Source organism: Frigoribacterium sp. UYMn621, from assembly GCF_040549525.1.
Classification (GTDB): Bacteria; Actinomycetota; Actinomycetes; order Actinomycetales; family Microbacteriaceae; genus Lacisediminihabitans.
Window position 1 is genome coordinate 692,613 of record NZ_JBEPTM010000001.1, and the last position, 13,820, is coordinate 706,432.

At 67.0% G+C, this 13,820-nt stretch carries 12 protein-coding genes; 10 read left to right on the forward strand and 2 right to left on the reverse strand.

The genetic code is table 11. The features are described 5' to 3' along the window. Window positions 1–17 precede the first annotated feature (17 nt). The 4 genes from galE to ABIB54_RS03615 all read left to right on the forward strand — a co-directional run bounded on the left by galE (window position 18) and on the right by ABIB54_RS03615 (window position 6,009). Window positions 18–983, forward strand: a complete 966-nt coding sequence (gene galE, locus ABIB54_RS03600) for a UDP-glucose 4-epimerase GalE (RefSeq protein WP_354574144.1) — start codon at window positions 18–20, stop codon at window positions 981–983. Window positions 984–1,166: 183 nt separating this feature from the next. Beyond that, window positions 1,167–1,508, forward strand: coding sequence for a WhiB family transcriptional regulator (locus ABIB54_RS03605; RefSeq protein ID WP_185202566.1), 342 nt, complete (start codon window positions 1,167–1,169; stop codon window positions 1,506–1,508). A 120-nt stretch (window positions 1,509–1,628) separates the two neighbouring features. Further along, the gene (locus tag ABIB54_RS03610) at window positions 1,629–4,454 is read left to right on the forward strand and encodes a glycosyltransferase family 2 protein (RefSeq protein WP_354574145.1); all 2,826 of its coding nucleotides are present in this window, start codon (window positions 1,629–1,631) and stop codon (window positions 4,452–4,454) included. Then, window positions 4,447–6,009: a DUF5719 family protein gene (locus ABIB54_RS03615; RefSeq protein WP_354574146.1), complete on the forward strand. Its 1,563-nt coding sequence runs from the start codon at window positions 4,447–4,449 to the stop codon at window positions 6,007–6,009. The genes ABIB54_RS03610 and ABIB54_RS03615 overlap by 8 nt, the downstream gene beginning before the upstream one ends. A 24-nt stretch (window positions 6,010–6,033) precedes the next feature. Here ABIB54_RS03615 and ABIB54_RS03620 read toward each other — a convergent pair whose 3' ends face one another. Continuing rightward, window positions 6,034–6,471, reverse strand: a complete 438-nt coding sequence (locus ABIB54_RS03620; RefSeq protein WP_354574147.1) for a metallopeptidase family protein — start codon at window positions 6,469–6,471, stop codon at window positions 6,034–6,036. A gap of 54 nt (window positions 6,472–6,525) precedes the next feature. Between ABIB54_RS03620 and ABIB54_RS03625 the strand changes: the two genes are divergently transcribed. The 3 genes from ABIB54_RS03625 to ahcY all read left to right on the forward strand — a co-directional run bounded on the left by ABIB54_RS03625 (window position 6,526) and on the right by ahcY (window position 9,837). Next, window positions 6,526–6,759 (forward strand): DUF3499 family protein, encoded by a 234-nt coding sequence (locus ABIB54_RS03625; protein ID WP_354574148.1) that lies wholly within the window; start codon window positions 6,526–6,528, stop codon window positions 6,757–6,759. Between the two features lie 9 nt (window positions 6,760–6,768). Beyond that, window positions 6,769–8,187, forward strand: a complete 1,419-nt coding sequence (locus ABIB54_RS03630) for a phosphomannomutase/phosphoglucomutase (RefSeq protein WP_354574149.1) — start codon at window positions 6,769–6,771, stop codon at window positions 8,185–8,187. A 156-nt stretch (window positions 8,188–8,343) separates the two neighbouring features. Beyond that, the gene (gene ahcY / locus ABIB54_RS03635; protein ID WP_354574150.1) at window positions 8,344–9,837 is read left to right on the forward strand and encodes an adenosylhomocysteinase; all 1,494 of its coding nucleotides are present in this window, start codon (window positions 8,344–8,346) and stop codon (window positions 9,835–9,837) included. Between the two features lie 26 nt (window positions 9,838–9,863). Here the strand turns inward: ahcY and ABIB54_RS03640 are convergent, their stop codons facing one another. Next, on the reverse strand, window positions 9,864–10,721 hold the full coding sequence (locus tag ABIB54_RS03640; RefSeq protein WP_354574151.1) for an RDD family protein: 858 nt from the start codon (window positions 10,719–10,721) through the stop codon (window positions 9,864–9,866). 17 nt (window positions 10,722–10,738) lie between these two features. Here ABIB54_RS03640 and ABIB54_RS03645 point away from each other — a divergent pair, with 17 nt between their 5' ends. The 3 genes from ABIB54_RS03645 to ABIB54_RS03655 are packed head-to-tail and all read left to right on the forward strand — an operon-like array spanning window position 10,739 to window position 13,742. Continuing rightward, window positions 10,739–11,734 carry a stage II sporulation protein M gene (locus ABIB54_RS03645; RefSeq protein ID WP_354574152.1) on the forward strand — a complete coding sequence of 332 codons (996 nt, stop codon included), beginning with the start codon at window positions 10,739–10,741 and terminating at the stop codon, window positions 11,732–11,734. Between the two features lie 49 nt (window positions 11,735–11,783). After that, on the forward strand, window positions 11,784–12,242 hold the full coding sequence (locus tag ABIB54_RS03650; protein ID WP_354574153.1) for a Fur family transcriptional regulator: 459 nt from the start codon (window positions 11,784–11,786) through the stop codon (window positions 12,240–12,242). A 12-nt stretch (window positions 12,243–12,254) separates the two neighbouring features. Continuing rightward, window positions 12,255–13,742, forward strand: coding sequence for a catalase (locus tag ABIB54_RS03655; RefSeq protein ID WP_354574154.1), 1,488 nt, complete (start codon window positions 12,255–12,257; stop codon window positions 13,740–13,742). The last annotated feature ends 78 nt before the right edge of the window (window positions 13,743–13,820 follow it).

The window sequence follows — 13,820 nt, forward strand, 5'->3', positions numbered from 1 at the left end:
CCCACTAGCCTGTACGCATGACCTGGTTAGTGACCGGCGGCGCCGGCTACATCGGAGCCCACGTGGTTCGAGCGTTGCAGGATGCCGGACTTACGCCGGTGGTGCTTGATGACCTCTCGAGCGGCCACGCGGAGTTCGTGCCGAGAGGCGTCGCCTTCGTCCGCGGCACGATCCTCGACGGCGACCTGGTTCTCGACACTCTCAAGCGGCACGCTGTGACCGGGGTCATCCACGTCGCGGGTTTCAAGTATGCCGGGGTGAGTGTGCAGCGTCCGCTGCACACCTACGAGCAGAATGTGACCGGTACCGCGGTTCTCCTGGCCGCGATGCAGGACCGCGGAGTCGACCGCATCGTCTTCTCCTCGAGCGCCGCAGTGTTCGGAACGCCGGATGTCGATCTGGTCACCGAGGACACCCCGAAGAACCCGCAGTCGCCCTACGGGGAGTCGAAGCTCATCGGCGAGTGGCTGTTGCGCGACCAGGGGGTCGCCACCGGGCTCCGCCACACCTCCCTGCGCTACTTCAACGTCGTGGGCTCGGGAGACCCGTCGCTGCGGGACACGAGTCCGCACAATCTGTTCCCTCTGGTGTTCGACGCGCTCGCCGAAGGGCGGACTCCGCACATCAACGGCGACGACTACCCCACGCCCGACGGCACGAACGTGCGCGATTACATCCACGTCTCCGACCTGGCCATCTCACACGTCGCTGCCGCTCGGCGTCTCGACGCGGGAGAGCCGCTCGAAGCCGCCTACAACCTCGGCAGCGGAGACGGCGTCTCGGTTGGCCAGATCATGGCGACGGTGGCGGATGTCACGGGCATCGCGTTCACGCCGGAGATCGGCCCACGGCGCCCCGGAGACCCTGCGCGCATCGTCTCCGCGGGCAACCTCGCTGCCCGCGATCTCGACTGGACGATGCGCCACAGCCTCGCCGACATGGTCTCCACCGCGTGGGTGGCACGGCAGAACTCAGGCGCCTGACAGGATTTCGCCGCAAGCGCACGATATGCTGCCCCCCATTTGAGGGGCCCGGCGCGTCGCGAACCCTCGAGGTGGGATTGAGCCTTTACGATTTGCGACTTGACGAATGCCTAACTACACCGGTGTAATTATCCCTAACGCGTTTGCGCAAGTCGTACGTGATCGCGGAGGGGAGACTGTGTTATGGCGCCAGAAGATTATCGCCGCGCTGTACCAGGGGGCGTCGTCCCGGACAACTGGTTTGTGGACCCGGTGCGCCTCGGCGTTCCCGGTGTGCGCCAGGTCGATGCGATTGCCGCGGATGAAAACCAACTCGCATGGCAGACGGATTCGCTGTGTGCACAGACGGATCCCGAGGCATTCTTCCCCGAGAAGGGTGGATCGACGCGGGACGCAAAGAAGATCTGCACCTCCTGCGAGGTTCGCAACCAGTGCCTCGAATACGCGCTGGCCAACGATGAGCGATTCGGCATCTGGGGCGGACTGTCGGAGCGCGAGCGCCGCAAGCTGCGAAAGCGCGCATAGGAGCCACGCACCTGCGGGTCTCGATACGCGAACTCAGGGGCGCCACTCGTCCACGGGCGAAATGGGCCTCTCGTGCGTGTCACGTCGCGCTGACCGCCGAGCGCGCTTAGTCTCGACAGGATGCAAACGAGAGTCACCGCGATACTCGTTGCCCGGTCGGGGGCGGCGCACCTCGAACGAACCCTCGCGGGGCTCGCTCGCCAGACCCGTCGACCCGATGCGATAGTCGCCGTGGATGCCGGGTCCAGCGACCGCACCGCGGAACTGCTTGCGGCATCCGCTCCCACTCAACTCGTGACGACCACCGGCAAGGTGGATTTCGGCTCCGCCGTGGAGCGCGCCCTCACCGTTGCGGCGCCGGCGGAATCCGTGAATGACTGGCTCTGGTTGCTCGCCCACGACAACGCGCCCCAGCCCGCGGCACTCGAGGCCATGCTCCGCGCGGTGGAGATCGCGCCATCCGTCGCCGTCGCCGGTCCCAAACTGATGCGCTGGGACGAGCCCGATGTGATCGCCGAATACGGCGAGACCATGACCTACTACGGCGCCTCGATCGCCCTCGTCGAGGGAGAGCTCGACCAGGCCCAGCACGATGTGCGTTCCGACGTGCTCGGGGTGGCCGCCGGCGGAATGCTCGTGAGGCGCACCCTCTGGACCGCCCTCGGCGGGTTCGATCCGGCCCTGCCGAGTGTGGATGCCGCACTCGACTTCTCGGTGCGAGCGCGACTCGCCGGGTTCCGGGTCGTGGTCGTGCCGGGCGCCAAGGTCGCCAGTGATGGGGGACCCGAGATGTTCGGGCGCGCCACCGTCTCAGACCGGCGCCGGGCCAGCTCCCGCCGCGCGGCGCAACTGCACCGCCGGCTCGTGTACGCGCCCGCCGCTGCCCTGCCGTTCCACTGGCTGTCGCTCCTTCCTCTCGCCATCATCCGCGCCATCGGCCAGTTGCTCGCCAAGCGTCCCGGAGCGGTCGGTGGTGAGCTCGGTTCCGCGCTGGCCGCGGCGTTCGGCGGCAGCCGGATCGGGCCAGCCCGCCGCAGCCTCAAGCGCACCAAGCGGGTGGGGTGGGCGTCGATCGCCCCGCTCCGGATGCCGCCGGCAGCAGTTCGCGAGCGGCGAGCGCAGGCGCGGGATGCCCAGCGCATCCAGTCCACCGTCACGGTCACGGAGGCGCGCGCGGGCTTCGTCTCCCACGGCGGCCTGTGGATCGTGGTGCTCGCCGGCCTCATCGGCCTGATCTCCTGGGGATCCCTCATCGGAGCACCGTCTCTCACTGGCGGAGCACTGTTGCCGCTCAGCGACACCGTTCAGCAGCTCTGGTCCCACGTCGGGTACGGGTGGCGCGACATCGGGGTCGGCTTCGTCGGTGCGGCGGACCCCTTCGCCTACGTTCTTGCCGTGCTCGGCTCGATCACCTTCTGGTCGCCCTCCTTCAGCCTCGTGTTGCTCTACCTGCTCGCTCTTCCGCTCGCGGCTCTGGGTGCCTGGTTCGCGGCCCGGAAGCTGAGCACCCGTTCGTCGCTTCCTGCCCTCGCCGCGTTCCTGTGGGCCGTCGCGCCCCCGCTCTCCAGCGCGCTGAGCGGTGGTCACCTCGGCGCGGTGATCGCGCACCTGCTGCTGCCGTGGCTCGTGCTTGCAGCGCTCAATGCTCCGCGCTCGTGGGCCGCGTCGGCCGGGGCCGCACTGCTCTTCGCCGCCACTGCGGCATCCGCCCCGAGCCTCGTGCCCGCCCTCGTGATCGCGCTCCTGGCCTGGATCGTCGCCCGGCCGAAGAGCATCCACCGTCTCCTCGGCATCCCCCTTCCGGCGCTCGCCCTCTTCGCGCCCCTCATCGTGCAACAGGTGGTGCGGGGCAATCCGCTCGCCCTGTTCGCCGACCCCGGGGTTCCCGCACCGACCTCGCCCGGTAGCCCACTGCATCTCAGCCTGTTGTCGCCCTCCCGGGGCCTCGACGGATGGTCGGCGGTGGCGCAGTCCTTCGGACTCCCCGGAGTCTCCGCGACCGTGATCGTTGCGGCTCTTCTGCTGCCGATCGGCGTTCTCGCGCTACTCGCCCTCTTCGTTCCGGGATCCCGCCGGGCGGTCCCGTCCATGATCCTTGCGCTCCTCGGTTTCGGTACCGCCGTCGCCGCTTCGCACCTGCAGGTCGAGCATCTCGGCTCAAGCGCCGTGCCCGTCTGGACTGGGGCGGGACTCAGCCTGTTCTGGCTCGGCCTGGTCGCCAGCGCTCTTGTGGCGCTCGATGCGCTTGGGCGATTCGCCGTGCCCGTCGGCATTCTCACGGCTGTGACCGCCACGATTCTGGTGCTGCCCCTGCTCGGAAGCGTGTTGTTGAAGACGGCAGTGGTCGAGGCAGGGTCGCGGATCCTGCCGGCAGTGGTCACTGCCGAGGCCGATCAGCATCCGCGCGTCGGCACCCTGGTGCTCACTCCCCAGCCCGGCGGCGCCCTGGCTGCCACGGTGCAACGCGGCTCTGGAGCGACACTCGACGACCAATCGACCCTCGCCGCGACATCCAGCTCCTCCGAAGCGACGTCGCGTCGCATCGCGACGGTCTCGGGCAACCTGGCATCCCGCAGCGGATTCGACGCGGGAGCGGAACTGACCAGACTCTCGATCGGGTTCGTCTTGCTGTCGCCGGATGACTCCGCGGTTCACAAGCGCACCTCTGAGGCGCTCGACAGCAATGCCCTGTTCGCCCCGGTCGGAGCCACTGACAACGGCTTGCTCTGGCGCTTCGACGGGCTTGCCAACGAAAAGGCGATCACTCCGGTCGGCAACACCGACACCGCCCTCGGCAGCCTGATCCTGATCTCCCAGGGCATCGTCTTCGGCATGACACTGCTGCTCGGAATTCCCACCGCTCGCCGCCGTCGACGTCTCGCCGTGAGCGGATCTCACCCCGGTCAGCCGGCCGATACCTTCGACGGGGATGGTGACAATGACTGAGCCGACCGACGGGACTCCGCCGACGAACGAGGCGCCGACGAACGACGCTCGGCCAAACGAGCCTCTCGAGACTCGCGCCTACGTCACCGAGGTCGAGGATGTCGCAGAGCCGGTGGCGAAAGCCCCCAGAACCGCGCGCGGCGCGCTTCTCGTCGGCGCGCGGGTGCTCACCGGTGTGATCGGTATCGCCGTGGCTGCTGTCGCGATCGGTGCGGCCGTGCTCGTTCCGTTGCCCAGTCACACGGCGCCTCCCGTCTCGCGGCTCGTCACCCCCGTGGCATCCGCCCAGCAGCGCATCTGCGCCGGCCCCCTCTTGCGACTCGGGGACGACACCGGGCAAGCCGCGACCTCGGTCTCATCTGTCGGCAGGCCAGCGGTGCGCTACGGCCAGACCGTCGGCAAGGCGACCCTCGAGCCCCTTGCGTCAACCGACAGCACCACGGGCGTCGCTCCCGATCTGCTGACCCTCCCTCCGCGGGCGAATACTTCGGCGGCACCGCTGCTCTCCGGCAGCCAGGTCCAGGCCGTCTCATCGGGCGACCTGGTCGGACTCGCTGCCGCCGAGTGCGCAGAAGGCAGCAGCGACAGCTGGCTCGTCGGAGGTGCAACGGACACCGGTCGAACCACTCTCATCACCCTCAGCAACCCGAGCAACGTCGTCGCGACGGTGAATCTCAGCATCTTCTCCGAGACGGGCCCGATCGTCGCGGCGGGCACCGATGGCATCGTCGTGCCCCCCGGTGGGCAGAGAGTCCTGTCGCTCGCCGGCTTCGCCCCCAACATCACCTCCCCGGTCGTGCGGGTGCAGAGTCGCGGCGGCCAGGTCGTCGCAGACCTGCAACAGTCGATAGTCCGCACCCTGGAGCCCGGTGGCGTTGACATCGTCGGCACGTCGGCGGCGCCCTCCACTCTCACCGTGATCCCTGGCCTCGTGCTGTCCAACGGCACGGCGGTCGCCGCCCGCCAGGCCGAGAGCGGATTCGGCGACCTGAGTGCGATCATCCGCCTGTACGTGCCGGGCGCGGACTCCGCCAAAGCCGAGATCACGATAGTCCCGGAGAACGGTTCGGAGCCCGCAATCCCGGTGCGGATGGTGGTGCAACCCGGAATCGTCACCGAGGTGCCGCTCGATTCCTATCCCGACGGCAGCTACACGGTGACCATCGCCAGCGACAAGCCGCTCGTCGCCGGCGCCCGCACGTCAACGGTCGGCACTGCTGGCCAGTCGGACTTCGCCTGGTCGACCTCGACCACGAGCGTGGTGAGTCGCGCGCTGGTGACGATCGCGCCCGGACCGACACCTCTGCTCCACCTCGCGAATCCGACCCAGAAGGATGCCACGGTCACGCTCTCGCACGCCGGCGACGCCGACGTCTCCGTGCGTGTCCCGGCCGGCCGCACCGTCTCGCAGCCCGTCACCGGCGGAGCCAACTACACCCTCACCGGATTCGACAAACTCGCGATCTCGGTGAGCTACCTCGGTGACGGACAGCTCGCGACGTTCAGCGTGAGCCCATCGGCACCCGCCTCCCGCCCGATCGTCATCTACCCCTGACGAACCGCCGCTGTGCCGACGCACCTAGAGGTGGCGGAAACGCTCCGGGGCCAAGTCCCACGGGTCTTTGCCGAGCAGCTCCGCCACGGCCCTGAAGACACAGCTCTCGATGAGCATTCGCCGGTGCAGGTCGTCGGTTCGATGCAGCCGGGCAAGGCGTTCGATCGGTAGTCGGAACAGGATCACGCGCTTCTCGGGCACGATCACGCACCAGCGGTCGATTCCCCCGGCGGGGGCGATCTTGCTCGGCAGGCCGGCGACCTCGAAGGAGACGCCGGCCAGCTCATCCGGCCAGAGGTCCTTGAGATATTCCGCCGTCGACGACACGGTGAGGTCGAACTGGTCGGCGCGGGTGTTCAAGAGCGGCAGATGCGGCCCGGTGACCGCGGAACGCATCCCGCGGCCGTGTCGATCGCGCGATCCGGATCGTCCCGACGGACTGGCGATGCGGGAGCGGACCATCCCCCGATTCTACGCGGCGGGATTCGACCGGATGCGGCGCTAGGGTGGAGTCAAATGGACGGTCGACCGTGTAGCAAAGTCGCGTGCGCGAATGACGCCGTATCGACTCTCACCTATGTCTATGCCGACTCGATGGCGGTACTCGGACCCCTCAGTCGCACCGCGGAGCCGCACACCTACGACCTGTGCGCGAAGCACTCCGATCGACTCTCGGTGCCGCAGGGCTGGCAGGTCATCCGTCACGTCTCGCTGGGGACAGCAGAAGAGCAGCAACACCGACCCCTGTAAATTGGCACTATGACTGCCCGCATCGACCTCGCACCATTCATCAAGGCCTACGACGTGCGTGGACTCGTCGGGTCGCAACTCACGCCAGAGGTCGTGACGGCTCTCGGTGCAGCGTTCGTGGACGAGATCGACGCCGCGGGCAAAGACGTCGTCGTCGGGCATGACATGCGGGACTCGTCCCCCGGCTTCGCCGCGGCCTTCGCGCTGGGCGTGCAGGCCAGGGGCGGCAACGTGCTCTCGATCGGCCTGTGTTCCACCGACGAGTCGTACTTCGCATCGGGCCACTTCGGCGCTCCGGCAGCCATGTTCACCGCGAGCCACAATCCGGCCACCTACAACGGCATCAAACTCAGTCGCGCGGGCGCGCAGGGCATCAGTTTCGACACCGGCCTCAAGGGGATCCGCGACCGCGCGCAGGCCTATCTCGATGCGTCGATCGAGCCGGTCGCGGAGCCGGGCACCTTCCGCTCGGTCGATGTGATCGCCGACTACGCGGTCTATCTGCGCTCGCTGGTAGACCTCGCCGCCATCCGTCCCATCCGGATCGTCGTGGATGCCGGCAACGGCATGGGGGGGATGACCGTGCCCGCGGTCCTCGGGGCCGCTGCCGGGTTGCCGGCGTTGCCGATCGAGATCGTCCCGCTCTATTTCGAACTGGACGGCACCTTCCCCAACCACGAAGCCAACCCCTTGGACCCGAAGAACATCGTGGATCTGCAGAAAGCGGTGGTCGAACACGCCGCCGACCTGGGGCTCGCTTTCGATGGCGATGCCGACCGCTGTTTCGTCGTGGACGAAAAGGGCCAGGCCGTCACACCCTCTGCCGTCGCCGCCGTGGTGGCGCTGCGGGAGATCACCAGAGCGCGCACGCTGCAGCCGGAGGGCGACATCTTCGTGCTTCACAATCTCATTACCTCGAACATCGTCGCTGAGACGATCGAGGCGGCGGGCGCCATCCCGGTGCGCACCAAGGTCGGTCATTCGCTCATCAAAGACCAGATGCGTCTCACCGGCGCGATTTTCGGCGGGGAGCATTCCGCGCACTACTACTTCCGCGATTTCTGGGGAGCTGACAACGGCATGCTCGCTGCGATGCACTTCCTGGCCGCGTTCGGCTCGGGATCAGAGCCAGTCTCGGCGATCTCGAAGAGGTACACCCCGTACGCCATGAGCGGGGAGATCAACTCGACAGTCACGGACATCCCGGCCGCTTACAACCGCATCGTGGAGGCCTACACCGGCACGGGCGACTTCGATGAGCTTGACGGACTGACGATCACCGGGCTGGTCGGACAGGACGAGCCGTTCTGGTGGTTCAATGTGCGCCCCTCGAACACGGAACCGTTGCTTCGCCTGAACGTGGAGGCCGGCACAGCGGCGGTGATGGAACAGGTGCGTGACACCGTGCTCGCCCTGATCCGCGAATAGTCCCGCCCTTCTTTTCGCATAACTCCTGCGGTCTGCCGATGGAGTGCTCGGCGCACCAACGGGCTGGTGGTTCCATCCGTCGTGGTTGGGAGATTGCAGGAGTTATGCAGCAGGGATAACAGGAACAGTGCAGGCGCCGTCGCGTAATCTAGGCCCATGACGATCACCGCGCCCAGCAGCACTCCCAGCACAGCTCTCCAGTTCAAGGTCGCCGACCCCTCCCTCGCCGAGTCGGGGCGTCACCAGTTCCGCCTTGCCGAGAACGAGATGCCCGGCCTCATGGCGTTGCGGGAGGAATTCGGCGAGTCGAAGCCGCTCGCCGGTGCTCGGATCGCGGGATCCCTGCACATGACGGTGCAGACCGGTGTGCTCATCGAGACCCTCGTCGCTCTCGGGGCGCAGGTGCGCTGGGCGAGTTGCAACATCTTCTCTACCCAGGATGAAGCGGCGGCCGCAATCGCCGTCGGACCGAACGGCACCGTCGATAACCCCGCCGGATCACCGGTGTTCGCCTGGAAGGGCGAGACGCTCGAGGACTACTGGTGGTGCACCACCCAGATCTTCGACTGGAGCGCCGAAGCCGCCGCCGCGGGGCAGAACTGGGCCGGTCCGAACATGATCCTCGACGATGGCGGCGACGCCACGATCCTCGTGCACAAGGGCCGTGAATACGAGCTCGCCGGGGCCGTTCCGGATGCCACGGAGACCGACACCCACGAATGGCGGGTCATTCTCGACACCCTTCGCGCCTCGCTCGCGTCGTCGAGCGACCGGTGGACGAACATCGCCGCCGAGATCATGGGCGTGACAGAGGAGACCACCACCGGTGTCCACCGCCTGTACGAGTTGGCACGAGCCGGCGAGCTGCAGTTCACGGCCATCAACGTCAACGACTCGGTGACCAAGAGCAAGTTCGACAACAAGTACGGCATCCGTCACTCGCTGCCCGACGGCATCAACCGGGCAACCGACGTGCTCATCGGCGGGAAGGTCGTCTTCGTCGCCGGCTACGGAGATGTCGGAAAGGGCGCAGCCGAAGCGCTCAAGGGCCAGGGTGCTCGCGTGATCGTGAGCGAGATCGACCCGATCAACGCGCTTCAGGCCGCAATGGACGGATTCCAGGTCACGACCATCGAGGACGTCGTCGGCGACGTCGACATCTTCGTCACGGGCACCGGTAACGAGAACGTGCTCACCGTCGACCACATGCTCGGCATGAAGCACCTCGCGATCGTCGCCAACGTCGGCCACTTCGACAACGAGATCGACATCGCTGGCCTCGAGAAGCTCGCCGGTACCGAGAAGATCGAGATCAAACCGCAGGTCCACGAGTGGCGGCTGCCCACCGGTCGCAGCATCCTCGTGCTGTCCGAAGGTCGACTGATGAACCTCGGTAACGCCACCGGGCACCCCTCGTTCGTGATGAGCAACTCCTTCACCAACCAGGTGCTCGCGCAGATCGAGCTGTACGTGCGGGGCGAGAACTATCCGCTCGGCGTCTACGTGCTTCCGAAGCACCTCGACGAGAAGGTGGCACGACTTCACCTCGATGCGCTCGGCGTGAAGCTCACGGTGCTCTCGGACCAGCAGGCGGCCTACATCGGCGTTCCCGTCGACGGACCCTACAAGGTCGACCACTACCGGTACTGATGGCTTGCGAGGCCTTACGCTCGGCCCTAGCGCTCCGGAAAGCCGTGCGGGAGCCCCTCGAGGGCGGGACGCAGGTGCTCGAGGCGTTGGGCTTCGAGCGTCAGGCCGGTGAACTCCCGGTCTCGGCGCAGCGCGGAGACCGCGGCGAGGAACAGTTCCGCGTTCGCCTGGGGGAGCGGTGAGACGAAGACGGATGCCTCGGTGGCGAGCGAGCGGGAGAGGCGGTCGCGCGCATCCGGAGTCAGTCTCGGGGCCTGGCGCAGGAATTGGGCGATGCGTCGCGAGAGGCCGTCGGGAAGGCGGGCGACGTCCGCCGTCGCGGCCCAGCCGAGCAGTTCGACCGGCACCCCGAACACCGGGGGAGTGACCTGGGACACGCGCTCGTTCTGGCTGTAGGTGCCGGCGAGCAGGTCGCCGATACGTTTGGTCCGCCCGTTCAGCAGGGCGGTGATCGACGCGATGCCACCGAAGGTCGAGAACACCTCCAGCACGCCGGTGAGCGAGCGGATGAAGGCGTGACGCAGGCCGATCGATCCGCCGTCATCCCTCACGATCCGCGCGCCCACCGCGAGCTTGCCCAGGGACTTGCCCTGGGTGAGAGTCTCCACGGCCGTCGGGGCGACGACGAGGCAGAACACGAGTGCGGAGACGGTGACCGCCGCGGCGCTCGCCTCGTCGAGGAATCCGCGGAAGAAGGGCGAAGACACCGCGAGCAGGATGAGCAACCAGATGCCGAAGTAGACGACGAAATCGATGATCGCGCCGGCGGCGCGCAGCACGAAGCTCGTGGGCCTGAGGTCGAGGCTGACGGCCTCGCCGGTCATGAGCTCCAGCTCGTCCGAGCCGTCGGGAATGCCCGCACCGCCCTGCGTCGCCGTCGCCATGTCTAGTATCTAAACAGATGGATCTCGATGCCTACTCCGCCGCGCACCGCGATGAGTGGGACGACCTTGCCCGGCTCGGAGCCAAGAGGCGATTCACCGGCAGCGAATCCGACGAGCTGATCGAGCGGTACCAGTCCGGCGCGAGTCAGCTCTCCGCGATCAAGACCACAGCGGGGCAGTCCGTGCAGGGTGACCGGCTGTCGCTGTCGCTGTCGCGGGCGAGGCTGCGATTCACGGGTGCCGGAAGCAACGTGTTGAGCCAGCTGCCCACCTTCTTCGGGGCGCAGCTCCCCGCGGCGCTGTACCGCATCCGCTGGACCAGCCTGGTCGTGGCTTTGGCAACGGCAGGGATCGCCCTGCTCTACGGCTACTGGGCGCTCAACACCCCCGGCGTGCTCTCCCACTTCGGCACCGAGGAGTTCCGCAAGCAGTTCGTGGAGCAGGACTTCGTGAACTACTACTCGAACCACTCCCCGTCGTCATTCACCGGGCAGGTGTGGACGAACAACGCGTGGCTCGCGGCCCAGTGCATCGCCTACGGCATCGTCGGGGTCTACTCGCCCTACCTCCTGTTCTCGAATGCACAGAACATCGGGCTGTCCGGGGCCCTCATGGCATCCCATGACCGCCTCGACATCTTCTTTCTGTATATCGCGCCACACGGCCAGCTCGAGCTGTACTCGATCTTCGTGGCGGGTGCGGCCGGGATGACGATCTTCTGGGCCTGGATCGCCCCCGGTGCCCGCACCCGGGGGCAGGCGCTCGCCGAGGAGGGGCGCGCGCTTTTCGCCGTGGCGATCGGTCTGATCCTCTCCCTGCTCGTCTCCGGCATCATCGAAGGCTTCGTCACCCGCCAGGACTGGCCCTGGGTGATCAAGATCGGTATCGGCACTGTGGCGCTCGGGTCGTTCCTGTTTTACCAGTGGGTCATCGGCCGACGCGCCGTACGTGCGGGCGAGACCGGCGATCTTGACGAGTTCGAGGCGGGAGCCCGGAGGATCGTCGCCGCCTGAGATTCATCATAATTTTGAGTAGTTCACGATTAGTGGCACACTGGAAGAGATGGATGTCGAGCTGGGGACCGCGCTTCGTGCCGCAGGGCTGCGCGTCACGCCGGGTCGGCTCGCCGTGCTCGAGGCGCTCGCGGAGCATCCGCACTCCACCGCTGAGAGGCTGCGGGTTGCGTCCGGCGCCGGTCTCTCCATCCAGTCCGTGCACAACGTTCTCGCCGACCTGACCGCCGCCCTGATGATCCGCCGCATCGAGTCCGCCGGATCCGCCGCCCTCTACGAGCGCCGTATCGGGGACAACCATCATCACGTCGTCTGCACCACCTGCGGAGCGGTTGCCGATGTCGACTGTGCGCATGGCTCGGCGCCCTGCCTCACACCTATCGACACCAACGGCTTCGCCATCGCCACTGCCGAGGTGACCTTCCGGGGGCTGTGCGGTCCCTGCCAAGAATCGGTGCCCCCCAGCGCTCTCCGCGCTCCCCATGACTTCTCTGCTGCCAACGATTAAGGAGATAGACCCGTGACAGAACCGACTACCACCCAGTCCGGAACGCCGGTCGAGAGCGACGAGTACTCGCTCACCACCGGGCCCGACGGGGTCACCGCTCTGCACGACCGCTACCTGGTCGAGAAGCTGGCATCGTTCAACCGGGAGCGCGTGCCGGAGCGCAACCCCCACGCGAAGGGCGGTGGCGCTTTCGGTGAGTTCGAGGTCACCGAAGACGTGTCGATGTACACCCGCGCGGCAGTATTCCAGCCGGGCACCAAGAGCGAGGTGCTGCAGCGCAACTCCTCAGTCGCCGGGGAGCAGGGATCCCCCGACACCTGGAGGGATGTGCGCGGCTACGCTCTCCGCTTCTACACGACCGAGGGCAACTACGACATCGTCGGCAACAACACGCCGGTGTTCTTCATTCGCGACGCGATGAAGTTTCCCGACTTCATCCACTCCCAGAAGCGCCTCGGCGGTTCCGGGCTGCGCGATGCGGACATGCAGTGGGATTTCTGGACGCTGTCGCCGGAGTCGGCCCACCAGGTCACCTACTTGATGGGCGACCGCGGACTCTCCCGTTCGTGGCGTGAGCTCAACGGCTACGGGTCGCACACCTACCAGTGGATCAACGCCGCGGGTGAGCGTTTCTGGGTGCAATACCACTTCAAGTCTCGCCAGGGTGTGCACAACATCACCGCGGAAGAGGCCGAGAAGATCGCGGGCGCCGACGCGGATTACTACCGCCGCGACTTGCACGAGGCGATCGAGCGCGGAGACTTCCCGACCTGGGATGTCTTCGTGCAGGTCATGCCCTACGAGGAGGCGAAGACCTACCGGTTCAACCCCTTCGACATCACGAAGGTCTGGCCGCACTCCGACTACCCGCTGATCCCGGTCGGCCACTACACGCTGAACCGAAACCCGGAGAACTTCTTCGCCCAGATCGAGCAGGCCGCGTTCTCGCCATCGAACCTCGTGCCCGGCATCGACATCAGCCCGGACAAGATGCTCATGGCGCGCGTGTTCTCCTACCCGGACGCCCAGCGCGCCCGTGTCGGCACCAACTACAACCAGCTCCCCGTGAACCAGCCGCATGCCGCCGAAGTGCACAACTACGAGCACGAGGGCCACATGCGTTACGAGTTCAGCGATGCGACGGCGCGCACCTACGTGCCGAACTCCTACGGGGGACCAGTCGCCGATCCTGCCAAGGCCGGAGTCGGGGGCTGGGACACCGACGGAGAGCTGATCCGTGCGGCGCAGACCCTGCATTCGGAGGACGACGACTTCGGCCAGGCGGGCACGCTGTACCGCCGGGTGTTCGACGACGCATCGAAGGAGCGCCTCCTCGGCACCCTGGTCGGACAGTACAACTCGTTGACCGTTGACCGCATCAAGGAGCGTTTCCTCTGGTACTGGACGAGCGTCGATGCCGGCCTCGGCGCCAAGCTGCGAGTCGAACTCGGAACCGGTGCGCCTGATTCCTCGCACCAGCCGGTGACTGTCGGGGTCTAGCGCTGGCACCACAGCCGCCTCACCCGACGAAACGCCCGGTCCTCGCGACCGGGCGTTTCGTCGTCTGCTGCGCCCGCA

Coding starts and splice junctions, on each gene's coding strand:
- ABIB54_RS03620 (WP_354574147.1), bottom strand. CDS start 6,471: ATGGTCCGCTCCCGCATCGCCAGTCCGTCGGGACGATCCGGATCGCGC.
- ABIB54_RS03630 (WP_354574149.1), top strand. CDS start 6,769: ATGACTGCCCGCATCGACCTCGCACCATTCATCAAGGCCTACGACGTG.
- ABIB54_RS03605 (WP_185202566.1), top strand. CDS start 1,167: ATGGCGCCAGAAGATTATCGCCGCGCTGTACCAGGGGGCGTCGTCCCG.
- ABIB54_RS03640 (WP_354574151.1), bottom strand. CDS start 10,721: ATGGCGACGGCGACGCAGGGCGGTGCGGGCATTCCCGACGGCTCGGAC.
- ABIB54_RS03650 (WP_354574153.1), top strand. CDS start 11,784: ATGGATGTCGAGCTGGGGACCGCGCTTCGTGCCGCAGGGCTGCGCGTC.
- ABIB54_RS03615 (WP_354574146.1), top strand. CDS start 4,447: ATGACTGAGCCGACCGACGGGACTCCGCCGACGAACGAGGCGCCGACG.
- ABIB54_RS03625 (WP_354574148.1), top strand. CDS start 6,526: ATGGACGGTCGACCGTGTAGCAAAGTCGCGTGCGCGAATGACGCCGTA.
- galE (WP_354574144.1), top strand. CDS start 18: ATGACCTGGTTAGTGACCGGCGGCGCCGGCTACATCGGAGCCCACGTG.
- ABIB54_RS03610 (WP_354574145.1), top strand. CDS start 1,629: ATGCAAACGAGAGTCACCGCGATACTCGTTGCCCGGTCGGGGGCGGCG.
- ahcY (WP_354574150.1), top strand. CDS start 8,344: ATGACGATCACCGCGCCCAGCAGCACTCCCAGCACAGCTCTCCAGTTC.
- ABIB54_RS03645 (WP_354574152.1), top strand. CDS start 10,739: ATGGATCTCGATGCCTACTCCGCCGCGCACCGCGATGAGTGGGACGAC.